The 17,655-nt window shown below is 68.5% G+C and carries 17 protein-coding genes; 9 read left to right on the top strand and 8 right to left on the bottom strand.

Translation table 11 applies throughout. The annotated features are described in order from the left end of the window. Nucleotides 1-2: 2 nt before the first annotated feature. From ACWPN7_RS07375 to ACWPN7_RS07360, 4 genes are all read right to left on the bottom strand, one after another. The gene (locus ACWPN7_RS07375; protein ID WP_459197158.1) at nucleotides 3-1,238 is read right to left on the bottom strand and encodes a threonine ammonia-lyase; all 1,236 of its coding nucleotides are present in this window, start codon (nucleotides 1,236-1,238) and stop codon (nucleotides 3-5) included. Next, entirely contained in the window at nucleotides 1,235-3,655 is a 2,421-nt protein-coding gene (locus ACWPN7_RS07370; protein WP_459197159.1) for a penicillin acylase family protein, read from the bottom strand. The genes ACWPN7_RS07375 and ACWPN7_RS07370 overlap by 4 nt, the downstream gene beginning before the upstream one ends. 117 nt (nucleotides 3,656-3,772) lie before the next feature. Continuing rightward, nucleotides 3,773-4,159, bottom strand: coding sequence for a c-type cytochrome (locus ACWPN7_RS07365; RefSeq protein ID WP_149649824.1), 387 nt, complete (start codon nucleotides 4,157-4,159; stop codon nucleotides 3,773-3,775). Continuing rightward, nucleotides 4,156-4,338 (bottom strand): DUF3553 domain-containing protein, encoded by a 183-nt coding sequence (locus tag ACWPN7_RS07360; protein ID WP_149649823.1) that lies wholly within the window; start codon nucleotides 4,336-4,338, stop codon nucleotides 4,156-4,158. Before ACWPN7_RS07360 ends, ACWPN7_RS07365 begins: the two co-directional genes overlap by 4 nt. A gap of 244 nt (nucleotides 4,339-4,582) precedes the next feature. On the opposite strand from ACWPN7_RS07360, the gene ACWPN7_RS07355 reads away from it, so the two are divergent. From ACWPN7_RS07355 to ACWPN7_RS07330, 6 genes are all read left to right on the top strand, one after another. After that, the gene (locus tag ACWPN7_RS07355) at nucleotides 4,583-5,227 is read left to right on the top strand and encodes a histidine phosphotransferase family protein (RefSeq protein WP_103039662.1); all 645 of its coding nucleotides are present in this window, start codon (nucleotides 4,583-4,585) and stop codon (nucleotides 5,225-5,227) included. 330 nt (nucleotides 5,228-5,557) lie between these two features. Beyond that, nucleotides 5,558-8,326: a hybrid sensor histidine kinase/response regulator gene (locus ACWPN7_RS07350; RefSeq protein ID WP_149649822.1), complete on the top strand. Its 2,769-nt coding sequence runs from the start codon at nucleotides 5,558-5,560 to the stop codon at nucleotides 8,324-8,326. After that, complete coding sequence (locus ACWPN7_RS07345) at nucleotides 8,323-8,823, top strand: chemotaxis protein CheW (protein WP_014198311.1); 501 nt, start codon at nucleotides 8,323-8,325, stop codon at nucleotides 8,821-8,823. The genes ACWPN7_RS07350 and ACWPN7_RS07345 overlap by 4 nt, the downstream gene beginning before the upstream one ends. Nucleotides 8,824-8,871: 48 nt before the next feature. Next, on the top strand, nucleotides 8,872-9,237 hold the full coding sequence (locus ACWPN7_RS07340) for a response regulator (RefSeq protein ID WP_014198312.1): 366 nt from the start codon (nucleotides 8,872-8,874) through the stop codon (nucleotides 9,235-9,237). Nucleotides 9,238-9,375: 138 nt separating this feature from the next. Continuing rightward, on the top strand, nucleotides 9,376-10,476 hold the full coding sequence (locus ACWPN7_RS07335; protein ID WP_051658355.1) for a protein-glutamate methylesterase/protein-glutamine glutaminase: 1,101 nt from the start codon (nucleotides 9,376-9,378) through the stop codon (nucleotides 10,474-10,476). Further along, nucleotides 10,473-11,318: a CheR family methyltransferase gene (locus ACWPN7_RS07330; protein ID WP_459197160.1), complete on the top strand. Its 846-nt coding sequence runs from the start codon at nucleotides 10,473-10,475 to the stop codon at nucleotides 11,316-11,318. Before ACWPN7_RS07335 ends, ACWPN7_RS07330 begins: the two co-directional genes overlap by 4 nt. A gap of 28 nt (nucleotides 11,319-11,346) precedes the next feature. On the opposite strand, the gene gcvA is transcribed toward ACWPN7_RS07330, so the two are convergent. Further along, nucleotides 11,347-12,252 (bottom strand): transcriptional regulator GcvA, encoded by a 906-nt coding sequence (gcvA, locus tag ACWPN7_RS07325; protein ID WP_459197161.1) that lies wholly within the window; start codon nucleotides 12,250-12,252, stop codon nucleotides 11,347-11,349. A 148-nt stretch (nucleotides 12,253-12,400) separates the two neighbouring features. Here gcvA and ACWPN7_RS07320 point away from each other — a divergent pair, with 148 nt between their 5' ends. Beyond that, nucleotides 12,401-12,640: a DUF1127 domain-containing protein gene (locus ACWPN7_RS07320; RefSeq protein WP_247897115.1), complete on the top strand. Its 240-nt coding sequence runs from the start codon at nucleotides 12,401-12,403 to the stop codon at nucleotides 12,638-12,640. 84 nt (nucleotides 12,641-12,724) lie between these two features. On the opposite strand, the gene ctrA is transcribed toward ACWPN7_RS07320, so the two are convergent. After that, on the bottom strand, nucleotides 12,725-13,456 hold the full coding sequence (gene ctrA, locus ACWPN7_RS07315) for a response regulator transcription factor CtrA (protein WP_492273223.1): 732 nt from the start codon (nucleotides 13,454-13,456) through the stop codon (nucleotides 12,725-12,727). Between the two features lie 277 nt (nucleotides 13,457-13,733). On the opposite strand from ctrA, the gene fliI reads away from it, so the two are divergent. Continuing rightward, entirely contained in the window at nucleotides 13,734-15,080 is a 1,347-nt protein-coding gene (fliI, locus tag ACWPN7_RS07310; RefSeq protein ID WP_014198319.1) for a flagellar protein export ATPase FliI, read from the top strand. Then, a complete protein-coding gene (locus ACWPN7_RS07305; protein ID WP_035678541.1) occupies nucleotides 15,077-15,514 on the top strand; it encodes a flagellar FliJ family protein in 438 nt (145 codons plus the stop codon). The genes fliI and ACWPN7_RS07305 overlap by 4 nt, the downstream gene beginning before the upstream one ends. Before the next feature lie 13 nt (nucleotides 15,515-15,527). Here the strand turns inward: ACWPN7_RS07305 and ACWPN7_RS07300 are convergent, their stop codons facing one another. Beyond that, nucleotides 15,528-17,045, bottom strand: a complete 1,518-nt coding sequence (locus ACWPN7_RS07300) for a diguanylate cyclase domain-containing protein (protein WP_451993210.1) — start codon at nucleotides 17,043-17,045, stop codon at nucleotides 15,528-15,530. A gap of 233 nt (nucleotides 17,046-17,278) precedes the next feature. Then, nucleotides 17,279-17,641 carry a hypothetical protein gene (locus tag ACWPN7_RS07295; protein WP_103039658.1) on the bottom strand — a complete coding sequence of 121 codons (363 nt, stop codon included), beginning with the start codon at nucleotides 17,639-17,641 and terminating at the stop codon, nucleotides 17,279-17,281. Nucleotides 17,642-17,655 lie beyond the last annotated feature (14 nt).

The raw sequence follows: 17,655 nt of genomic DNA, 5'->3' as shown, positions 1-17,655 counted from the left end.
GTTCAGGAGATATCCGTCATCAGTTCCGTCGGGAAACCCGCCTCCTCCATGTGAGCGACGAGGCGCTGGACGTGGCTGCGCCCGCGGGTTTCCAGCACCACGTCGATCTCGGCCATGCGCACCGGCACGTCGTGGAACAGGCGCTGGTGGTGCACCTCGACGATGTTGGCCCCCGTCTCGCCGAGCAGGCGGGCGACGCGGGCGAGCGCGCCGGGAGCGTCGGTAATGCCGATGCGCAGCCGCACCATGCGCCCCTCATAGACCAGCCCGCGCGTCAGCACCTGCGCCAGGATGCGCGCGTCGATGTTGCCGCCGGACACCACGATGCCCACCCGCTTGCCGCGGAACCGCTCCGGATCGTCCAGCACCGCGGCCAGACCCGCCGCCCCGGCCCCCTCGGCGACCAGCTTCTGCACGGTGGCGAGGCGGTAGACGGCCTCCTCCAGCCGCGGCTCGCCCACTTCGACCACCGCGTCCACATGCCGGCGGACCAGCGGCAGGGTGACGGCGCCGGGGGCCTTCACCGCGATGCCGTCGGCGATGGTGGCGCCGCCGCAGGTGATGGGTTGCCCGGCCAGCGCCTGGCGCATTGACGGGAACATGGCGCACTCCACCCCGATCACCGCGATGTCCGGCTTCAGCGCCTTGGCCGCCACCGCCATGCCGCCGATCAGCCCGCCGCCGCCCACCGGCACCACCAGCATCTCCAGGTCCGGCGCGGCGTCGAGAAGTTCCAGGGCGGCGGTGCCCTGGCCGGCGGCGATCAGCGGGTCGTCGTAGGGATGCACGAAGACCAGCCCCTCGCGCGCCGCCAGCTCCTGGGCGTAGGCCGCGGCGTCGCTCAGTGTCTCGCCGTGCAGTTCGACCCGCGCGCCGAGGCTTTCCGTGCGCTCCACCTTGGTGAAGGGGGTGAAGGAGGGCATCACGATGACCGAGCGGATGCCCAGCCGCGTGGCGTGGCAGGCCACCGCTTGGGCGTGGTTGCCCGCCGACATGGCGATCACCCCGGCCCGCCGTTCCGCCTCGCCCAGTGACAGCAGCTTGTTGAGCGCCCCGCGTTCCTTGAAGGAGCCGGTGAGGTGCTGGTTCTCCAGCTTCAGCACCACCGAGCAGCCGGTGATCTCCGACAGGCGGGGCGAGGCTTCGGTGGGGGTGACGGGGAGATGGCTGCCGATCCGCGCGGCGGCGGCTCGGACGGCGTCCAGGGTCAGGGTCGGAGACGGTGTAGCCTCGGTCATTGCGAACTCCCTGGACGGATGGGGGAAAGCGTGAGCAGCGTGGCGCCGTCGCGGGCCAGCGTGCCGCGGTCGCCGGCCAGCCGCAGGCCCAGGCCGTCGCGCCAGCCCTGCACCAAATCCCCCCAGTGGGGCGACAGCGGGTTGCCCGACTGGCCGGTGGCTATGGAGAAGCGGGAGTTGCCGAGGTCCGCCAGATCGTAGACCGCGCGCAGCCCCGGACCGTGGATGTGGGAGAAGGGGTCCTGCGGGTCGCGCACGCGGGTGGTGCCGCGGTTGACGGTGAAGGCGCCGCCGCCGGTCGGAAGCGACAGGTCGAACATCTGGCCCAGCAGCGGCACCCGGCCGAGAAGCCGGTGGTTCAGGGCGGCCTTGTGCTCCGCCCCCCAGCGCCAACCGTTCATGTCCGTTCCGTGGCGCCGCTCGATCTCCGCCAGCGCCGATTTCAGGGCGCCGGCCAGCATGACGGTGCAATCCTCGCGGGCCGGCGTCGTCCGGTCGTCGCACCACTGCGGCGCCTGGGTCAGCACGCGGTGCAGGGCGCGCGGGCGCAGGTCCCAGTAACTCTGGAACAGCGGCCCCAACTCGTCGGCGAAGACGCTGCGCACCAGCTCCCGCTCCCACCAGGAGAAGATCAGCGGCTCGGCCCGGTCGCGGTCCATCCGCCCGTCCCAGCCGGCCAGACGGTCCAGCGCGGCGCGGGCCTGTCCATTGAGATCGGGCACGTTGCGCAGCGGTTCCAGCATCAGGGGCAGCAGGTCGCGCGCCGGCAGGGACAGCTCGTCCATCTGCTGGGCGGCGACCTCCTCCACCGTGTGCGGGCCGTCGCCGAGCATCTGCATGATCCGCTCGGCACGGGCGGGGTCCGGCCATTCGGTCGCCAGGGCGTAGGGGTAGCCAGGGCCGACCACCGCGTTGTTGGCGTTGACGAACTGGCCCGACGGCGGGTCGACCGCCTGGGGCAGAGCGTCGAAGGGGATGTAGCCGATCCAGTCATGCTCGCCGGTCCAGCCCGGCACCGGAACGCGCCCGTCGCCGCCACGCCGCACCGGGACCAGCGCCGGCGACAGGAAGCCCAGCGTCCCCGCCGTGTCGGCGTAGACGACGTTCTGCTGCGGCGCCACGTGGAGGAACAGCGCCTCGCGCACCGCCGCGGCGTCGGCGGCGTGGTTGAGGCGGTACAGCGCCTCCGCCGTGGTGTCGGCGGCGGACAGGCCGGGGAAGGCCAGCGCCAGCACATGGCCCTCCGGCGCCGCGTCGGCGGCGTCCGGGGTGGTCAGCACCGGGCCGTGCCGCGTCTCGCGCACCGTCAGCGTCTCGTCCGGCTGGCCGGCAATGCGGATCGTCTCCTGGCGGGTCTCGAAGTCGGCGCTGCCGTCCGGCGTCAGGTAGCGGCCAGGGTCCTGCGGGTCGAGCTTCTCGATGAACAGGTCCTGGGTGTCGCTGTGGGTGGTGGTGAAGCCCCAGGCGACGCGCCCGTTGTGCCCCAGGATGTGAAGCGGCACGCCGGGGATGGTCGCCCCGGCGATGCGGTGTTCCGGCGTCACGATGCGCGCCAGATACCAAAGGATCGGCGCCTCCAGCCCGAGATGGGGGTCGTTGGCGATGATCGGCTTGCCGGTCGCGCTGCGCGCCCCGGTCAGTGCCCATTCGTTGGACGCGGTGTCGAAGCCGAGGTCGGGCAGGGCGGCCAGCGCCTTTTGCAGATCCAAGCCGTCGAGCGCGGCCGCCAGGGTCACCGGGGCGGTGGGGTCGGAGTCCGGGAACAGGTCGCGCATCTGCTCCGGCGTCAGGCTTTTCAGGGCGCTGGCGCGGAACAGCTCGTCCCGCGAATCGCCGGAGAGCTGGAGCGCCATCAGCTTCCCCCAGACGAGGCTGTCGGCAGGCCGCCAGGGCTCCGGCGTGTGGCGCAGGAGCTGGAACTCGATGGGCAGCGCCTCGCGGCGCGTTTCCATCCAGGCGTTGACCCCGACGGCGTAGGCGTCGAAGGCCGTGCGGGCTTCCGGCGACAGCTCCTCATAGGCCTCCTCGGCCCGCCGGTAGACGCCCAGCGTGCGCATGGAGCGGTCGAGCCGCAGCGCCCAGTCGCCGAAGCGCGTGCCGACCAGTTCGGCCAGACGCCCGGCGCCGCTGCGCCGCATCGTCTCCATCTGCCACAGCCGATCCTGGGCGTGGACGTAGCCGAGCGCGAAATAGGCGTCCCGCTCGGTGGCGGCGAAGATGTGCGGGACGGCGTTGCGGTCGCGCAGGATCTCCACCGGGCTTTCCAGCCCAGGGACGGTGGCGGCGCCTTCATAGGCCGGTGTCTGCTGGCGAAGCCACAGCAGGAACCCGCCCGCCCCCAGCACCGGCACCACGACCACCAGGGCGAGAACGGCGACCAGCATGGCCAGGGGCTTGCGGACGGCGCGGGGAATCATCGGGAAACCACAGCTCGGAAAAGGGGCCCGGAAAGGGGGTTCGACAGACAGAGATGGGGATGGGGGCCGCCCGGGGCCATGCTCCTCAATTCCGCTTGCGGGCCTCGCAATCCGGACTTACGGCGCCGTGGCTTCCTTCAGGTATTCGACCAGATCGCGGCGGTCGGCCGCGCTGGTGATGGTCTGCATCGGCATCTTGCTGCCGGGGGTCATCACGTCGGGGCCGATCTCGAACAGCCGGCCCACCGCCGCCTCGTCCCAGACGATGCCGCTGCCCTTAAGCGCCGCGGAGTAATGATAGCCTTCCACCGCCCCGGCGGGGCGCCCGAACAGCCGCCACAGCGTCGGGCCGGCGCGGTTGCCGCCGTCGGGTGTCAGCGTGTGGCAGAAGGCGCAGGCGCGGAACAGCGCCTTGCCGCGCTCTGGATCGGGCGCGTCGTCGCCCAGCGCGGGGCTGCCGGCGGCCAGCAGGAGGAGGGCGGCCAGCGGCAGTTTCCCGCTCATGGCGCGTCGTCTGGATCGGTGACGGTCAGCGCGACCACGGACGTGTTGATGAGCAGCTTCCCGGCATTCTCGAAATTCACGGTGACGCGGTCGCCGATGGCCGACTGCACCTGCCCCAACCCCCAGTCGGGACGGGTGGGGTGGCGCACCCAGGCGCCGGGAACCAATGAATCGTCCATGCCGCGCCTCCTGCATCCACTGGAATTGGTTATCGCTTTCGCGGGATGACCGTGGAAAAGCGGCGGCATCCGCTCTCCTGGAATGATACAAACGAACGTCGCCGCCGGCCATCCCCATGGGGCGCCGGCATGCAACAGAATGCCGCCCGGCCGGGGGAAGTTCCTGGACGACGTTCCCTGGGCTGCGGCCATGGCGTCAACCCGGTTCGCCGACGGTCGGCCATCAACGATCTGGAGACCCCCCGTGCCGCTGGACATCCGCGTGATCGAGCTTGTCGCTTCCCGCATCTGCCACGACCTCGTGAGCCCGGTGGGAGCGATCCGCAACGGGTTGGAACTGATCGAGGAGATGGAGGACGAGCCCGCCGGCGGCTTCCTGGGCGAGGCGGTGAAGCTGATCGAGCATTCCTCCGGGCAGGCCGACCGGCGGCTGCGCGTCTTCCGGCTGGCCTACGGCCTCGCCGGGCGGGAGCAGAAGGGCTTCGGCGACACCCGCTCCTCCGCGCAGGGGCTGCTGGAGGGCGGGCGCACCACGCTGGACTGGCCGGCCGGGGTGCCGAACGACCAGCTCGCCTTCAAGCGCGGGGCGGCGAAGGTGCTGCTCAACGTCATCATCCTGGCCGACGAGGCGCTGACCCACGGCGGCATCATCACCGTCGCGGCGGAGGGGGACGAGCAGGCCGGGCGCTTCACCATCACCGCCGCCGGGCGCCCCGGCGCCCTCAAGGACGAGTCCGCGGCGGCGCTGGCCGGCACGGTGGCCGCCGCCGACCTGACCCCGCGCAGCATCCACGCCTACATGACCGGGCGCTTCGCGGAGGACGATGGCTACCGCGTCGTCGCCACTCCCTCCGGGCCGGACCGGCTGGTCTTCACCGTGGAGTGGTGACGCGGCCCCCGCCGGGGGCATGACCCGCGCATCGACGTGTTTCAAACCGCCGCCGGTCCGGTGCGCGGCGCTTCGTCATGGCGGCGTGGAGCGCGCTTGGCGGTCATAGGCCGCCGCGCCGGCACCGGCCTTGCGTGCTGTGACCTTGGGCCGGTGGGCTCGGCATGGCGGCGGAGCCCGAGAGTGGTATCGAAGGAGGTAAGGTTCTCTTAATCAGTGTTTGACAGGCTCCCACCGTAGCTGGAAAGGCCCGTACCGGCGGCGTCGCGCACGCCGCCCTCCGGACGGCCGGCCGGAAACGGATACAATTGCGGGCGTGGGGATCGCGACATGGATGATCTGCTCTCCGAATTCCTGACGGAAACCAACGAGAACCTGTCGGTTCTCGACGTGGAACTGGTCCGTCTGGAGCAGAATCCCAACAATCCGGAACTTCTGTCGAACATCTTCCGTCTGGTGCACACCATCAAGGGCACCTGCGGCTTCCTCGGCCTGCCGCGCCTGGAAAAGGTCGCGCACGCCTCGGAAAACGTTCTGGGCAAGTTCCGCGACGGGGAACTGACCATCAACCCCGAAGCGGTCTCGCTGATCCTTCAGGCGCTGGACACCATCAAGAGCCTGCTGGCGGTGCTGGAGGCGACGGAGGCGGAGCCGCCGGGCGACGACCTGCCGCTGATCGAGCGGCTGAACCTGTGCGCCGAAGGCAAGCTGGGCACGGGCGCCGCCCCGGCCAAGCCCGCCGCGGCCCCGGTGCCGCCGCCGGCCCCCGCGGTCGCGGCGGCGGAGGAGGTCCCGGTCTCCTCCTCGGGGAACCTCACGCTGGACGAGCTTGAGGCGATCTGGAACGCCACCCCCGGCCCGACCAGCACCGCGCTGGCCCCGGTCGCCGCGGAGCCGGCGGAAGAGCCCGCCCCCTCGCAGGATCTGGTGGTCCCGGACCCCGATCCGGTCCCCGCCGCCGCCAAGATGCCCGCTCCCGCCGCGGAGGCCGCGTCGGGCGCCGGTGCGGGCGGCGAGGCCGCGACCAAGGAATCGGCGGTCGCCGCGCAGACCATCCGCGTCAACGTGGACCTGCTCGAAAACCTGATGACCATGGTGTCGGAGCTGGTGCTGACCCGCAACCAGCTGCTCCAGATCCTGCGGTCGCAGAAGGAGAGCGAATTCGCCGCCCCGCTGCAGCGCCTGAACCACGTGACGTCGGAGCTGCAGGAAGGCGTCATGAAGACGCGCATGCAGCCCATCGGCAACGCCTGGGCCAAGCTGCCGCGTCTGGTGCGCGACCTGTCGCACGAACTGGGCAAGAAGATCGACCTCCAGATGCTCGGCGCCGACACCGAGCTGGACCGCCAAGTGCTGGAGCTGATCAAGGACCCGCTGACGCACATGGTGCGCAACTCCGCCGACCACGGCCTGGAGGTGCCCGCCGACCGTGTGCGCGCGGGCAAGTCGGAGACCGGCCGCATCACGCTGAACGCCTATCACGAGGGCGGGCACATCATCATCGAGATCCAGGACGACGGTAAGGGCCTGGCGATCGACCGCATCAAGCAGAAGGCGATCCAGAACGGGATGGCCTCGGAAGGCGAGCTGGCGGCGATGTCCGACCAGCAGATCATCCAGTTCATCATGAAGCCCGGCTTCTCGACCGCGGCGAAGGTCACCAACGTGTCGGGCCGCGGCGTCGGCATGGACGTGGTCAAGACCAACATCGAGAAGATCGGCGGCACGATCGAGATCAAGTCCCAGCAGGGCAAGGGCTCGACCTTCGTCATCAAGATCCCGCTGACGCTGGCCATCGTCTCCGCCCTAATCGTGGAGTGCGCCGGCGAGCGCTTCGCCATCCCGCAGATCAGCGTGGTCGAGCTGGTGCGCGCCGCCGCCGACAGCGAGCACACCATCGAGCGGCTGAAGGGAACGCCGGTCCTGCGCCTGCGCAACCGCCTGCTGCCGCTGGTTTCGCTGCAGGAGCTGCTGCGGCTGGACGACCAGGAGGGCGGCGAGAAGAAGACCGACGAGACCTTCATCGTGGTCACGCAGGTCGGCACCTACACCTTCGGCATCATGGTCGACCGCGTGTTCGACACCGAGGAAATCGTGGTGAAGCCGGTGGCGCCGATCCTGCGCCACATCGAGATGTTCTCGGGCAACACCATCCTCGGCGACGGCTCGGTCATCATGATCCTCGACCCCAACGGCATCGCGTCGGCGACCGGCGAGATGGCCATGGGCGAGACCATGTCGAAGGAGGCGACCTCCGTCCAGGCGACCCGCCAGGAGGACAAGATGGCCCTCCTGCTGTTCCGCGCCGGGGCCGGCGCGCCGAAGGCGGTACCGCTGTCGCTGGTCGCCCGCCTGGAGGATGTGGACCTCGCCAGCGTCGAATCGTCCAACGGCATGCCGGTGGTGCAGTACCGCGGCAAGCTGATGCCGCTGGTGCCGATCGACCCGGGCTTCATGATCGGCCAGGAAGGCCGCCAGCCGGTTCTGGTCTTCGCCGATGGCGACCGGTCGATGGGCCTGATCGTCGACGAGATCGTCGACATCGTGGAGGAGCGTCTGGTGGTGCAACTCACCGCCGACCGTCCGGGCCTGATGGGCTCGGCGATCATCGCCGGCAAGGCGACGGACGTGCTCGACGCGGGCTTCTTCCTGACCCAAGCCTACAAGGATTGGTTCGGCTCGTCCTCGACCGACGGCTACGAGGAGGAGAGGACGCTCCAGCGTGTGCTGCTGGTCGACGACAGCCCCTTCTTCCGCAACCTGCTGACCCCGCTGCTGTCGGTCGCCGGCTACGACGTCACCGCCGTGGAGAACGCCAACGAGGCGCTGGCGCTGTGCGAGGCGGGCGAGGACTTCGACGTCATCGTCTCCGACATCGAGATGCCGGGGATGAGCGGCTTCGACTTCGCCGAGGCGGTCCGCCAGGGCGGCACCCGCTGGAGCGGCACGCCGATGGTCGCCCTGTCCAGCCACGCCTCCCCGCGCGACCTCGACCGCGGCCGTCAGGCCGGGTTCACCGACTATGTCGCCAAGTTCGACCGTGACGCTCTGCTGTACGCGCTGCAGCAGACCCTGTCCGAGCAGAAAGGTGCCGCATGAGCAACGCCAAGCTGCCCGCCACCACCAAGAAGTCCAAGGGCGACGAGATCACCTCCGGTGGCAGCCAGGACTATGTGACCATGACGATCGCCGACCAGCTGTTCGGCATCCCGGTCCTCCAGGTCCAGGACGTTCTGGGGCACCAGCGGATCACCCGCATCCCGCTGGCCCCGCCGGAGGTCGCCGGCTCGCTGAACCTGCGCGGGCGCATCGTCACCGCCATCGACGTGCGCCTGCGGCTCGGCCTGACGTCGCGCCCGAAGGACAAGCCGGGCATGTCCATCGTGGTGGACCTGCGCGGCGAACTCTACAGCCTGATGGTCGATTCGGTGGGGGAGGTGCTGAGCCTCTCCAACGATGACTTCGAGCGCAACCCGGCCACCCTCGACCCGCGCTGGCGCGAGGTGTCCACGGGCATCTATCGCCTGAACGGTCAGCTCATGGTGGTCCTGGACGTGCCGCGTCTGCTGAACTTCACCACGATGGAAGCGGCCTGAGGCGAACCCCCGGTCGGTGTGCAAAGCGAAGCCTGAGGCCCGTTCACCATGAAAGTTTGTCTGGTCGTCGACGACAGCCGCGTGGTCCGCAAGGTCGCGCGGAAGATCCTGGAAGAGCTGCACTTCGCCTGCACCGAGGCGGAGGACGGCAAGCAGGCCATGGAGGCCTGTGCGCAGAAGATGCCGGACGCCATCCTGCTGGACTGGAACATGCCGGTGATGACCGGCATCGAGTTCCTGCGCCGCCTGCGCAAGATGAGCGGCGGGGACATTCCCAAGGTCGTGTTCTGCACGACGGAGAACGACCTCGCCCACATCCAGGAGGCGCTGTCCGCCGGGGCGAACGAGTACATCATGAAGCCGTTCGACAGCGACATCATCCAGACCAAGTTCGAGCAGGTCGGGCTGCTGTGACGGGCGGGACCACCGCACCGCGCACCGTTCCGACCCTGAAAGGCTGATTGCGTTATGTCCGATCGTTTCGGCAGACCTCCTCCCCCCGCACCGGCGGGCCATCCCACCGGCGCGGGCGGCGGCGATCCCGTCCGGGTGATGGTGGTCGACGATTCCGCCGTGATCCGTGGCCTTTTGACCCGCGCGCTGGAAGGCGATACCGAAATCCGCGTGGTCGCGTCGGTCGGCGACGGCCAGATGGCGGTCAACGCCCTGCAGCGCAACTCGCTCGACGTCATCGTCCTCGACATCGAGATGCCGGTGATGGACGGTCTGACGGCCATCCCGAAGCTGCTGGCGGTGGCGCCGCAGGTGAAGATCATCATGGCCTCCACGCTGACGCTGCGCGGGGCCGACATCTCCATGCGCTGCCTGTCCGCTGGGGCCGCCGACTACATCCCCAAGCCGACCTCCACCCGTGAGATCGGCGGGGCGGACGCCTTCAAGCGCGAGCTGGTGTCCAAGGTCAAGGCGCTGGGCGCCGCGGCCCGCCGCGCCGGCTCCCGCACCCGCGGCGAGCTGCGCCCGCTGACCCCGGTGCCCGCCGCCTTCCTGAAGCGCGAGGCGCCGCCCGTCACGCTGCGCCCGGCCCCCGCCGTCGGCTCCGTCGGCCAGGTCAAGCCGGACGTGATCGCCATCGGCAGCTCCACGGGCGGTCCGCAGGCGCTGTTCGAGGTGCTGGCCCATCTGAAGACCGGCGTCACCCAGCCGATCCTGATCACCCAGCACATGCCGGCGACCTTCACCACCATCCTGGCCGAGCACATCACCCGCCAGTGCGGGCTGAACGCCCAGGAGGCGAAGGACGGCGAGCCGGTCGTGTCGGGGCGCTGCTACATCGCGCCGGGCGACTTCCACATGCTGGTGACCCAGCGTGCGGGCGCCAACGTGATTTCGCTGACCAAGGATCCGCCCGAGAATTTCTGCCGCCCGGCGGTGGACCCGATGATGCGGTCCATCCTCCGCGCCTTCGGCGGGCGCAAGGTTCTCGCCTGCATCCTGACCGGCATGGGGCAGGACGGGCTGAAGGGCTGCACCGAGGTGGTGAACGCCGGCGGCACCCTGATCGCGCAGGACGAGGCGTCCAGCGTCGTGTGGGGCATGCCGGGCGCCGTCGCCCAGGCGGGCATCTGCTCCGCGGTGCTGCCGCTCAAGGAAATCGGTCCCTACATCCGCAAGTTCGCATCGAGGGCAGCATGAGAGTCGAAGATTTCGACATGTTCTCCACGCTGCTCAAGCAGCGTTCCGGTCTGGTCCTGACCCGGGACAAGGCCTACCTGCTCGAATCCCGGCTGATGCCGGTGGCGCGCAAGTGGAACATGAAGGGGCTGGAGGAACTGGCCTCCACCGTGCGGACGCGCAAGGACGAAGCGCTGCTGCGCGACATCACGGAGGCGATGACGACCAACGAGTCGTCCTTCTTCCGCGACCAGAAGCCCTTCGACCAGTTCAAGCAGATCGTCCTGCCCAAGCTGCTGGAGGCGCGTGCCGCCAAGCGATCGATCCGCATCTGGTCGGCGGCCTGCTCGTCCGGGCAGGAGGCCTACTCGCTGGCCATGCTGCTGAACGAGGACGCGGCGAAGCTGGCCGGCTGGCGGATCGAGATCGTCGGCACCGACATCTCCGCGGAGATGGTGGAACGCTCCAAGTCGGGCATCTACACCCAGTTCGAGGTGCAGCGCGGCCTGCCGATTCAAATGCTGGTGAAGCATTTCAAGCAGCAGGGCGACAAGTGGCAGATCAGCCAGCAGCTTCGCCAGATGGCCTCCTTCCGCGAGTTCAACCTGCTGGGCGACCTGTCCACGCTGGGGCAGTTCGACATCGTGTTCTGCCGCAACGTGCTGATTTATTTCGACCAGCCGACCAAGACCAAGGTGCTGGAGGCGATCGCTCGCCAGATGCCGCAGGACGGCGTGCTCTATCTGGGCGGTGCGGAAACCGTGCTGGGCATCACCGACCGCTTCAAGCCGGTGGAAGGCCAGCGCGGCCTCTACAGCCTGGGTGGTTTCCAGGTGCCGAGCGGGCTCCGGGCAGCCGTCTGATCAGGGTCGTCTAACCAGGGCCGTCTGATCAGGGCGGTGTGACGGTGAGGCGGTCGGCGGCGCCTTCCTCCATGATCCAACGGCGGAAGGCGGCGATCTTGGGCCGGTCGGCGGTTACCTCCGGGCAGACGAGGTAGTAACCGAAGTCTCCCGGCAGGGCGAGGTCGAACAGCCGGGTCAGCCGCCCGCTCGCCAGTTCTTCCAACACCAGGGTACCGCGCGCCATCGCGATGCCCTGGCCGTTCTCGGCGGCCTCGATGGCGATGCCGATCTCGTCGAAGACCATCTCGGAGCTTGGCTTCAGATCGCCGAGCCCGGCCATGGCCAGCCACATCGCCCAATAGCTGTGGCCGGTCTCCTCGACCAGGACATGGTGGTGCAGGTCAGCCGGCTGCCGCAGCGGCGTCGGCCCCTGAAGCAGCGCCGGGCTGCACACCGGGAACACCGCGTCGTCGAGGAAGCGGTCGGCCCGCAAGCCCTCCCACACTCCGAGGCCATGGCGAAGCCCTATGTCGATGTCGGCTTCGCGCTCGAAATCGATCTCGTGCTGGCTGACGCTGATGCGCAGGTGGATTTCCGGGTGGCGGGCGCGGAAGCGGCCGATGCGGCTCATCAGCCAGCGGCTGGCGAAGGAGGGCGAGACGCTCATCGTCAGCACGCCCGAGCGCTCATGCTCCATCACCCGCTCAAGGCCGGTGGCCAGCCGCGCGAAGGCGTCGCGCACGCTGGGCAGCAGGAGCTGGCCGGCGTCGGTCAGCACCAGCGCCTGATTCAGCCGGCGGAACAGCCGGATGCCCAGCCGATCCTCCAGCGTGCGGATCTGGTGGCTGATCGCGCTCTGGGTGACGTTCAGCTCCTCCGCCGCGCGCGTGAAGCTGAGATGGCGCGCCGCCGCTTCGAAGGCGCGCAGGCCGTTGAGGGGAGGGATCTGCATGGGTCCGCATCCGCCGGATTGTTGCCGCCGGATTGTTGCCCGACCGCATGAAATTCTCTCATGCAGGTTAGAGAAAGCATCCTTTGCGGACAAGCCGCTTCCGGGTGCATTCCTAGGGAACGGAATTCATCAAGCGGAGTGTCGGATCATGAGCAGGAGAGCGCTGGGCGCCGTTTCCGCAGACCGGGGCATGCTGTCCCTCGGACACGCCGGAACTGACGGCGCGCAGGGGTTTGTGAAGCGGGCGCTCGGGGAGGTGCTGGGAATGATCGAGCGCCACCGGCAGCGCCGCTCCCTGGCAGCGCTGGACGACCATCTCCTGCGCGACGTTGGGCTGAGCCGCACGGACGCCCGCCGCGAAGCCGACAAGGCGTTCTGGCAGGAATGACTGCGCTGGAATGACTGCGGATGGCGGCGGGCCTGAGCCCGCCGCTCACCGGCATGAATGTTAACCGTGATGGGCGGTCGGCGGTCAGCCGGCCGCCTGGGCCTGCTGGTGCGGGACGCGCGGGATCGGGGACGCCTCCTCGTGCGGGTCGCGCAGCACATAGCCGCGGCCCCACACCGTCTCGATGTAGTTGTCGCCCTGGGTCGCCGCGGCCAGCTTCTTGCGCAGCTTGCAGACGAAGACGTCGATGATCTTCAGCTCCGGCTCGTCCATGCCGCCATAGAGATGGTTCAGGAACATCTCCTTGGTCAGGGTCGTGCCCTTGCGCAGCGACAGCAGCTCCAGGATGCCGTATTCCTTGCCGGTCAGGTGGAGCGGCTGGTTGTCCACCTCCACCGTGCGGGTGTCCAGGTTCACGGTCAGACGACCGGTGCGGATGATGCTGTCGGAATGGCCCTTGGAGCGGCGGACGATGGCCTGGATGCGGGCGATCAGCTCGCGCTTGTCGAAGGGCTTGGTCAGGTAGTCGTCGGCGCCGAAGCCCAGACCCTTGATCTTGTGGTCCAGTTCCGACAGGCCGGAAAGAATGAGGATCGGCGTGGTCACACGGGCGGCGCGCAGGCGGCGCAGCACCTCGTAGCCGTCGATGTCCGGCAGCATCAGATCGAGGATGATGATGTCGTAATCGTACAGCTTGCCGATTTCGAGCCCATCCTCACCGAGGTCGGTAGAGTCGACGATGTAGCCTTCCGACTGGAGCATCAGTTCGATGCTCTTGGCCGTGGAGGAGTTGTCTTCGACCAGCAGAACCCTCATGGCGGTATCCCGATGTTAGATGGCGCGTTTCTGGCTTCCGATGCGGCGTTGCTTTCCCGCAGTTCCTTAACCAATTCCCTTAACAGATCGGTGCGTCCGTTTACACAAGTTAACAGACGATTCAGCTTAACGCCAGAGGCATAGCACTTCATTTAACGTTAATGTTTTTGGACGAGCATGACGCGGGCGGCATGGTGGCGGACTTCGAGCCCACCGCAAATTGCGCCGTCCGCACCCGGCTCACCCGTCCCAATTCCGTCCGCTGATCCGCAAGACCGTGCCCGCCGACGTCGCCCGCATCCTTCAGGAAATCGAGTCCGTCTCCGGTTGCAGCCGGTTCGGGAGGGTCACCGCCGTGCTCGGCCTGCTGGTCGAGGTCGGGGGAATCGAGAAGGAACTGTCGGTGGGCGGCCGCTGCATCGTCGAATCCCGCGACGGCCGTCAGGTCCCCTGCGAGGTGGTGGGCTTCCGCCAGGGCCGCGCGCTGCTGATGCCCTTCGGCTCCATCGACGGGGTCGGGCTGGGCTGCCGCGCGCTGGTCTCGGACAGCCAGCCCATGGTCTTCCCGACGGAGGCGTGGCTCGGCCGCGTCATCAACGCGCTGGGCGAGCCGGTGGACGGCAAGGGGCCGCTGCCCAAGGGAACGCACGGCGTTCCCATCCGCAACAACCCGCCGCCCGCCCATTCCCGCGCCCGCGTGGGCGAGAAGCTGGACCTGGGCATCCGCGCCATCAACGCCTTCCTCACCTGCTGCCGCGGCCAGCGTATGGGCATCTTCGCCGGCTCCGGCGTCGGCAAGTCGTCGGTGATGTCGATGCTCGCCCGCTTCTCCGGCGCGGAGGTCGCGGTGATCGGGCTGATCGGCGAACGCGGGCGCGAGCTTCAGGAATTCATTACCGAGGATCTCGGGGAGGAGGGCTTGGCGCGCAGCGTCGTGGTCTGCGCCACCTCCGACGAGGCGCCGCTGATGCGCCGCCAGGCCGCCTACATGACGCTGGCCGTGGCGGAGGCCTTCCGCGACGCCGGCTGCAACGTGCTGTGCATGATGGACAGCGTGACCCGCTTCGCCATGGCCCAGCGCGAGATCGGCCTGTCGGCCGGCGAGCCGCCGACGACCAAGGGCTACCCCCCGACCGTCTTCGCCGAGCTGCCGCGCCTGCTGGAACGCGCCGGGCCGGGCCTCAGCGGGTCGGGCTCCATCACCGGCCTGTTCACCGTGCTGGTCGAAGGCGACGATCACAACGAACCCATCGCCGACGCCGTGCGCGGCATCCTGGACGGCCACATCGTCCTGGAGCGCCAGATCGGCGAGCGTGGGCGCTATCCGGCCATCAACATCCTGCGCAGCGTGTCGCGCACCATGCCCGGCTGCAACTCTCCCATGGAGAACGAGCTGGTGAACCACGCGCGGCGGCTGATGTCGTCCTACGACAACATGGCGGAGATGATCCGCCTCGGCGCCTACCGCAAGGGCACCGACCCGCAGGTGGACGAGGCCATCCATTTCCAGCCGGCTTTGGAGGCATTCCTCAAGCAGGGCAAGCGCGAGGCGACCGACCTCGACAACAGCTACGCCCAGCTTGCCGCCATCTTCGGCATTGAACAATGGCCGCCGCAAGAATGAGCAGTCTGAAGACCATCATCCGCCTCCAGAAATGGAAGCTCGACGAGAAGCGCCGGGCGCTGGCGGAGCTGCAGAATCTCGCGGACCGGCTCCAGGCCGAGATCGAGCGGCTGAAGGAGGAGATCGCGGCGGAGCGCGACACCGCCCGCGGCAACGTCGAATACGCCTTCACCTACAGCAACTACATCCAGGCGGCGATGGAGCGCGGCAAGCGGCTGACCCAGTCCATGGGGCAGGTGGAGGCCCAGATCGCCGTCGCCACCGACGAGATGGCCGAAGCCTTCCAGGAGCTGAAGCGCTACGAGCTGGCCGAGGAAGAGCGGCTGAAGCGCGAGAAGGAAAAGCTCAAGCGCAAGGAGGCCAACATGCTGGACGAGACCGCGCTGGTCGGCTTCCGCCGCCGGCAGCGGGAAGAAAGCGAACTGGAAACCTGACGACCCGAGCTGTTCAATCGACCATGGCGTTGTCGGTGGGAAGATCCGAATAGGACACCACGCGCGCGCGGCCGGCGCGTTTGGCGGCGTACAGCGCCCGGTCAGCGTGCTGGAGCGCCACGGACAGATCCGCGGCGTCCGCCGGCCAGAGCGCGACCCCGATGCTGCACCCGATCCCGACGTCGAGTCCGTCGGCGGTGATCGGAGCGGAGACGCTGTTGATGATCCGTCGCGCCACGTCCATGGCATAGTGCGCCTGATGGCCGTCCGCCAGGGAGAGCAGCACCGCGAATTCGTCGCCGCCGAGGCGCGCGGCGAAATCCCCCTGGCGCACGCAACGGGCCAGCCGGTCGCCGATCTCCTTCAACACCAGATCGCCGGTGTGGTGCCCATGCTGGTCGTTGATCGGCTTGAACCCGTCGAGATCGATGTAGAGGATGGCGATCGCGGTCTGATCCTGCGCCGGCTGCTCCCGAAGGCGCTCCACATGGGCCTCGAAGAAGCGCCGGTTGGCGAGCCCGGTCAGGCGGTCCTCGAAGGCGATGGCGCTCAGCGTCCGTCCCATCGTCCGCATCGCCTGGGCGACCTGGCTGAATTCGGTCGGGTGGACCGGCGCGGGCATACAGGGGGCATGGGGATCGAAGAGGTCCGACGACAGGAACGCCGCCGACGCCTTGAGATCCCGCAGGCGGCGCAGGACCATCACCTCCATCAGAACCCAGACCCCGCCGACGATCAGCAGCACCACGCCGGCCATGACGCCGGTTCCCAGCAACAGGTTCCGGTCGGCCGCGGCCAGGATGTCGTCGCGCGCGACGGCGACGACGATCTTGGCGCCTGTTTCCTCCAGGGTCGAGAATCCGCTGATCCGGGGAATGCCGTCCAGACCGTCATCCTCGATGATCCCGGCCTCCTCCTCCATGATTTTTCGCACCATCGGGTGATCGGTCATCGATCGCCCGACAATCCCCTGCGGGTCCGGCACGCGCGCGAGGATTGTCCCTTCGGAATCGAACAGCGATACGGTTCCACCGGATTCATGAGCGATTTCGACGGACAGTTCCGCAAGCCAGTTCAAGTCCACCCCGGCCAACAGGACGCGGATGACCTTACCATCGTCACCGAGAATCGGCAGGGCCGCGACCACGCGGGGTTGCTTGCTGTTCTGTCCGATCAGGAAGTTGCTGACCGTGAAGCCGCGCGTCGCCAGAGCCTCGCGGAAATAGTCGCGGTCGGCCACGTTCATGGGCCGGCTCCTGTTGCTGCTGCACAACAGGTTGCCATCGGGGTTGAACACCCCAAAGCCGGTGCTCCAAGGATAAAGGTCGGTCGCCTGTTTCAACATCGTCGCGCAACGGTCGGGGCTCGCCTCCCGGATGTCGGGGACCAGGGTGAGAAGCTGGAGGACGCTATGCGCCTGCTGAACGATCTGCGCCTGCTGCTGCGCCCCGCGGTCCGCCAGCAGACGGGTGGCATCGCGCGCCCGCTCGATGTCCTGATTGCGTTCTTGAAGCAGAAGGACGACGACCAAGCCCACCATCGGAAGAAGGGCGAGCAGAATGAAGGCTTCGAGGCGTGCGCGAAGCCCAACGCGCGCCCAGAGGGTTTGGACGCGCCTCAATATTCGTGTACGTTTCAACGGACTCATCCACGCACCGGCCGACCCGCTTTATTCTCATGCGGGTTGAGGAAATCAAGCGGCGAAAGCTGTGACTTGGCGCGGTGCAGCCATGCCGGACGACGGGCGAGACGGGGATCGGAGGATCAGACGCGCCGCATTCGGGCGAAAAGATGCGGGTTGTCCCAACCGGGCTGGCGGTCCTCGATGACCACGCGCTGGGGGACGGGCAGGGTCCGCTCCACCGTGATCTCCACCCAGCGGGGGATCAGCTCATTGTTCAGGTCGTCGAGCACGGCGACGGCCAGGGATTCCGGACCGGCCGCCGCCGCGGTGCCGGACAGGGCGCCGAAATAGGCGGCGACGCCGTCCGGCGTGGCAACCGCGCGGTCGGGGACGTAGCGCAGGGTCAGGCGGGTGCCGGGCGCCGGTTCCCCGTGCAACTCCACCAGATAGTCGTGGCGGGCGTCCGGGTTGGCGGCGGTGGTCAGAAGTTCGCGGCGGTGCATGGCGTCCAGGCTCG

The organism is Azospirillum sp. UENF 312511, from assembly GCF_058780635.1.
This window is presented reverse-complemented; position numbering and strand designations above follow the sequence as displayed.